This window comes from Shewanella holmiensis, from assembly GCF_025370255.1.
Lineage (GTDB): Bacteria > Pseudomonadota > Gammaproteobacteria > Enterobacterales > Shewanellaceae > Shewanella > Shewanella holmiensis.
In genome coordinates, this window is sequence record NZ_JAMTCD010000048.1 from 1 (window position 1) to 5981 (window position 5981).

The 5981-nt window shown below is 39.0% G+C and carries 4 protein-coding genes and 1 pseudogene; 3 read left to right on the forward strand and 2 right to left on the reverse strand.

The annotated features are described in order from the left end of the window. Positions 1 to 609: pseudogene (locus tag NE535_RS18475) on the reverse strand (transposase); the annotation flags it as partial. 580 nt (positions 610 to 1189) lie between these two features. Between NE535_RS18475 and NE535_RS18480 the strand changes: the two are divergent. The 3 genes from NE535_RS18480 (at position 1190) to NE535_RS18490 (ending at position 4517) form a co-directional block, all read left to right on the forward strand. Then, entirely contained in the window at positions 1190 to 2797 is a 1608-nt protein-coding gene (locus NE535_RS18480) for an ATP-binding protein (protein ID WP_261300022.1), read from the forward strand. 29 nt (positions 2798 to 2826) lie between these two features. Beyond that, a complete protein-coding gene (locus NE535_RS18485) occupies positions 2827 to 3534 on the forward strand; it encodes a response regulator (RefSeq protein WP_261300023.1) in 708 nt (235 codons plus the stop codon). A 311-nt stretch (positions 3535 to 3845) separates the two neighbouring features. Further along, complete coding sequence (locus tag NE535_RS18490) at positions 3846 to 4517, forward strand: hypothetical protein (RefSeq protein ID WP_226413344.1); 672 nt, start codon at positions 3846 to 3848, stop codon at positions 4515 to 4517. Between the two features lie 90 nt (positions 4518 to 4607). Here the strand turns inward: NE535_RS18490 and pyrC are convergent, their stop codons facing one another. Then, positions 4608 to 5639 (reverse strand): dihydroorotase, encoded by a 1032-nt coding sequence (gene pyrC / locus NE535_RS18495; RefSeq protein ID WP_261300024.1) that lies wholly within the window; start codon positions 5637 to 5639, stop codon positions 4608 to 4610. Positions 5640 to 5981 lie beyond the last annotated feature (342 nt).

The following is a 5981-nucleotide window of genomic DNA, read 5'->3' on the forward strand; positions in this document are numbered from 1 at the left end:
GTTTCGGGTGTGGAGGCCATTTGGGCCCGAATCGGATTTAAATCGACATAGGCCATACAAGCTAATACTGCTGCTTCATCTAATAATGCTTGGGACTTGAACCTACCTTCCCAGAAGCGACCTGTGCATTTATCTTCTTTGTTGGCCATTCTGGCTATTGGCTCACTAAGCGAACGCATAAACCAACTGATATCGATTAAGCGTTGTCTATACTGAGTTATGCAATCATTCACAGTATTAAGTTCAAATTCGTTTAGGTCTTCACCTTTTACGAACTTATGTGTCAGTAAAGTACCTTTAAAGCCTTTATGCCACTGCATCAGTACGTCTTTATCCGACCAGTTTTTTGCTTTATCTGCATCCACTTTAACCACGACATGTAAATGATTGCTCCCTGCTTATTAACAAGAATGCATAGGCACAGATATCAATGGCGAAGATGGTTGCTAATTCAAGGATACGGGCATCGACCCATTCGCGTCGATGTTCAAAGTTCTCGCCTGTTGAGTTATCAAAACCGCACAAAAAAGCTTTACGCACCACACGCGAACAACAGTGATAGTAAGGGGTATCTTCTAAGCTAACTATAGTTTGTCTTGGTCTGGCCATCTTCAAATACCATTTAGGAAGGGTAAATAAAGCGTAGCTGAGTGTTTAATATTTAGCCAACAATTTTGGGTGGCCATGTCAAGGGCAGCCATGTCAAGGGCATCGACGGTGATGCACCTAGTTTGAACAATCTTGGGTGGCCATGTTATTCTGCGAACAATATAAACAGGTTTAGTTAACTCGTTTAATCATCAGTAGATTATAGATATTTTCCGTATATATTGGGCCTTCGCCGAACTTTCCATCAATATTAAAAAGAATAATTGAAAGTAAAATATAAACTACATTTTTCAATAGAAAAAAATACAACATTTGTAACCTACTAATAAATATGATTTAACAAGGTAAAATTAATAGACAGGCTTAAAGTCCCAAGCTATCTTAGCTAAAGTAAAGCCAAGGTAACAATGCATTTATGCAGCGTTAAAAGGATGGCGCGCACATTATTGCGTGTTAAATGAAGCGCATATCAATCAGGAAGATGAATCGATTCAGAAAATATCTGTAACGCTCCTTCCTTATCAAATTACCTATATAAAACAATCGGTTATAGATATCTATTTTCGATCACAGGTTACTCATGAAAAAATCATTATTATCTTTAGCCATGATTGTTATTTTTTCAGTGGTGGGTATTCAACTTTTCATCATTCCGCTGTTTGAAAGTCATATCAGACATCCAACAGAAAAATGGGCTTTAGAGTTTTTAACTTCAGGTTTTACCAACATACTTGCACAGCAATTACAGCCGTTACCCAAACAAGAAAGAGCGCTCTACTTACAAACCATACAGGCTAATTTTGGCGTTGAACTTTCTTTACAAGAATTCAAAGAAAATGACTTTTCCATCGAACAACAACAATGGCTTGAGCAGGATAAAGTGTTGGGGGATCCTTTAACTGATCTGGTATACCGAAAAATAGACAGTGAACAGATGTTAGTCGTGATTAATCCGAATACTGTACCTAAATATTTAATTAATGATGCACAGCGTTGGAGTATGGGCTCATTCTATCTTATTCATAAAAGGTTAGCAGGACAGCCAGAAAAGAACTGGCCATCCCTTATGGGTTCTATTAGCGATAATTTTGAACATCCCGTTTCACTGCAAACCATGAGTGAATTAAATTATAGCAAAGCACAAATGAGTGACTTAAATGAAGGACGTATTATTGCTATATCCACTGCCGACTCTGATTTCATTGGCTATCCAGCGGATATTGTTATTCAGCGTATTGCTAACAGTGACAAGGTCATTGTATTAGGACCATTCAGTCCCGAACTAAAAAGTAAAGTACAGTACATGTTAAGTATCTTTTATTTGATATTTAGCTTATCGCTGCTGGTGCCTATTGTTGTGTGGCTAATACCTGCGTGGCGCTCTATGCTCAGTCTTGATAAAGTTGCGATATTACTCGGCCAAGGTAAATTCGACACTCGTGCCAAACTGATCCGCTTTAGTCATTTGAATCATTTATCAAAAACATTTAATCATATGGCGGAGAAAATACAGCGTTTAATTTCTTCACATAAAAACCTTATTAATGCGGTTTCCCATGAGCTGCGTACGCCTATTGCACGGATTGAATTTAATCTCGAGCTACTCAGAAACAGCACTAAAAATGACTATCAACTGAAGCAATTAGACCGTATTGAGTTTTCATTAAATGAGTTAAATTCATTGGTTTCAGAAATGCTTGCACATGCACGATTTGATAGAGAAATGCCCGTACTGACATTTGAGTCTGTTGAACTTAAGCACTGGTTGAAACAAGAGCTCATCACCTGGCAAGAAGCTAATCCAAACATGACAATTATTTTACTTGAAAAGGGTAACTGTAATGCCATGATTGACCGGTATTATATGAGCCGCGCTATCTGCAATTTAATTAGGAATGCAATAGCATACGGACAAAATCAAATCCAAATAAGCTACCAAAAGTCGCATGTTGGGTGGATGCTATTCATCGAAGATGATGGCACTGGTATCCCCTTAGCTTCAAGAGATAAAGTGTTTGAGCCATTTTATCGCGAAGATGAAAGCCGTAATCTACAAAAGGGTGGCACAGGATTAGGTCTGGCAATTGTAAAGCAAATTTTAAATTGGCATGGAGGAACCGCTAGCGTTAGCACTTCCGCTTTAGGAGGTGCACGCTTTGTCCTCGATTGGCCAGAAAAAACATCATGACTCATTGCGAGTTGAATATGGAACAAGTGATGAAGACAAAAATTTTAGTGGTAGAAGATGACTTACCCTTAGCGGAATCTATTCAGGAATACCTCACATATGAAGGTTATCAGGTAGAGATCGTCTCTAACGGAGTGCAAGCCGTATCACACATACTGGAATGGCAACCTGCACTAGTTATGCTCGATATCATGCTACCAGGAAAAGATGGTTTGACCGTATGCCGTGAGGTTAGGCCAAAATATAACGGCTATATTTTAATGTTTACTGCCAGAGAAGAAGAAATAGATCAAATTGTAGGGCTTGAAATCGGCGCAGATGATTATTTACTAAAACCCGTCAAGCCTCGTTTATTATTGGCTAAAATAAAAGCCTTTCTAAGGCGGGAGTTATCAACTGAAGCACCCAATGAGCATCAGCAGCCCAATGTGTGTATGAATTTCGGGCAACTAACGATTGATACCCAAAAGCGAAGTGTCATCTTAAGTGATGAGCCTATCCCACTCACAGATGGTGAATATGATCTGTTAGTCACTTTAGCTAGACATGCAGACAATATATTGTCCCGCAATGACCTAGTAGAACAAGTAAAAGGTCATTACTACGATGGTATTGAGCGTGGCGTCGATAATCATATCAGCCAACTTAGAAAAAAACTGGGGGATAACGCCCGTAATCCATTTAAAATTAAAACGATTCGCACAAAAGGTTATTTGTTTGTTTCTAGCGGCTGGTGAAATTAAGCCTGCCATCATAGTAAACACCATCATTCAAAAAATCTAAACTATTAATATAAAACAAATACGACTTTATAAATTGAAATTAAAATTGCCCTCCCCTCTGAACCTAAAGACAATTCGTGACAATATCTGACAGCAGCTGACAACCGCTGAGAGTTGTTCTTGTCGGCGTGTGTTAGCATTTTGTTTATAAATTTAGCCCGTCTGCAATGCCGTGCTTAATGACTAAATAGTCAAAAGTATTAAAACGCAAAGCAATGACTAACTGAATTTTAACCACAACAATATTGAGACACTATGGAGATTCTATGAACAGAGGTAATAAAGGGATTATTGTTGCATTAATAGTAAGTGTTTCCGCAGTACTGAGTGGCTGCAGTGGAAACTCTGATGAGTTGGATGAAAAATTAACTCATACTGTAAAGATGTCTTTCATAAATTCACTGGCTTATATGGCTGATTTTCATGTTAGTAAAAGAAATATAAGCACAGGATATACTGGCCTATTTGATAGCAAGAATATCGCTTCAAGCGATGTTAAAGCCAATGATATAAGTAGTGTCTACAACTATAGTTACGATGCCATTAATAATATGGTTAATTTAGGCGTTAAAGACAGTATCAATGCTAATCAAGAAAAACGTATAACGACCAATTTAAGTAATGGTAATCATCTTTGGGTCATCGCATGGGAATCGTCAGGTAGCAGCACATTGTCAGCGATAAACAAAAAGCAACACAATACTCCTGATGTATTCAACGTACGTTTATTTGCAAATGGTAATTACGATGTCTCTGTTGACGACACAGCCATATTGACTACGGAAAAAGGTATTGTGACTGATTATCTAGCAGTTAGTAACTGCGCTAACAGTTTGAAAGTGGCAGGTAATACCATTGATTTATGTACGGGTAACATTAGCAGTTCTTACTTACTCGTAGTAGATGGTAATGGTAAACGAGTTATGACAGAAGAATGATTTTTACATTTAAAAACAACAACTTACTCATTTGCAGGCGGCTTTAAAAGCTGCCTACAAATGAGGTGGCAATATTTTTAGTACATCATATTACTTCACTTTCCAATTCACTTGTTGGCCGGCAAAAAACGGCACAATAGGGTTACCGTTAGGCAAAATAATTTCTTCTGGCACGGTCCAGGTTTCTTTTACCAAGGTTACGGTGCCAGTATTACGCGGTAAGCCATAAAAATCAGCACCGTGTAAGCTAGCAAAGCCTTCTAACTTATCTAATGCGCCTAAGTTATCAAATACTTGGGCATATAACTCTAATGCACTCCAGGCGCTGTAACAGCCAGCACAACCACAAGCCGATTCTTTACGGTGCTTTTCATGCGGCGCGGAGTCTGTCCCTAAGAAAAACTTACTTGAGCCCGTTGCCACAGCAGCTTGCAACGCTTGCTGATGTATATTGCGTTTTAAGACCGGTAAGCAAAAGTTATGCGGACGAACTCCACCGACTAATAAATCGTTACGGTTTAATAATAAATGCTGTGGGGTAATGGTGGCTGCGACATTAGATGAAGCAGCAGCAACAAACTCAGCGGCTTCTTTGGTGGTAATGTGTTCAAACACCACTTTAAGTTGTGGCAAGGTTTCGACAATACGAGCAAGGTAGCGATCGATAAAGACTTTCTCGCGATCAAAAATATCGATGTGTGATTCAGTTACTTCACCATGAATAAGCAACAACATACCTTGCTCAGCCATCACTTCAAAAATCGGAAACAATGCATCTAATGCTTTCACTGCGGCATCAGAGTTCGTTGTGGCACCTGCTGGATATAATTTTGCGGCCACAACACCAACGGCTTTTGCATCAATGATGTCTTGCGCTGTAGTGCTGTTGGTTAAAAATAAAGTCATTAGGGGCTCAAAGCTGCTTCCCTGAGGACGTGCTGCAAGGATACGCTCACGGTAATCAACGGCCATCTGGGCTGTAGTGACTGGTGGCATAAGGTTTGGCATGACAATCGCACGTTGGAATAGGCGTGCTGTGGCTGGCACGGTTTCTTGTAACATGTCGCCATCACGAAAATGTAAATGCCAGTCATCAGGGGTTGTGAGAGTAATTTGCGTCATAATGAGTCCTAGGTTGTGCCACCCCATTTACGTCAAGCCATAAAAGCGGGCTAATTAAATGAGTAAAAACATAGCCACCCATTTTTAAGAAAATAACATAACTCGTTTTGATTTCTTTTACGACAGTTCTTTTCTTGGTACTCAATCCAATTATTTAGATCGATATAGCTGAAAGTTAGCGCTGCATTAGTCATTAATTAGTCATTGATTAGTCATTGATTAGTCATTGATTAGTCATTGATTAGTCATCTAGTGAATTTAACACAGCAGAAAAACTTGATATCAATCAAGTATGAATTGGAAATTTATTTGGAGGAAAGTTAACGGTTAAGCGCACAACCA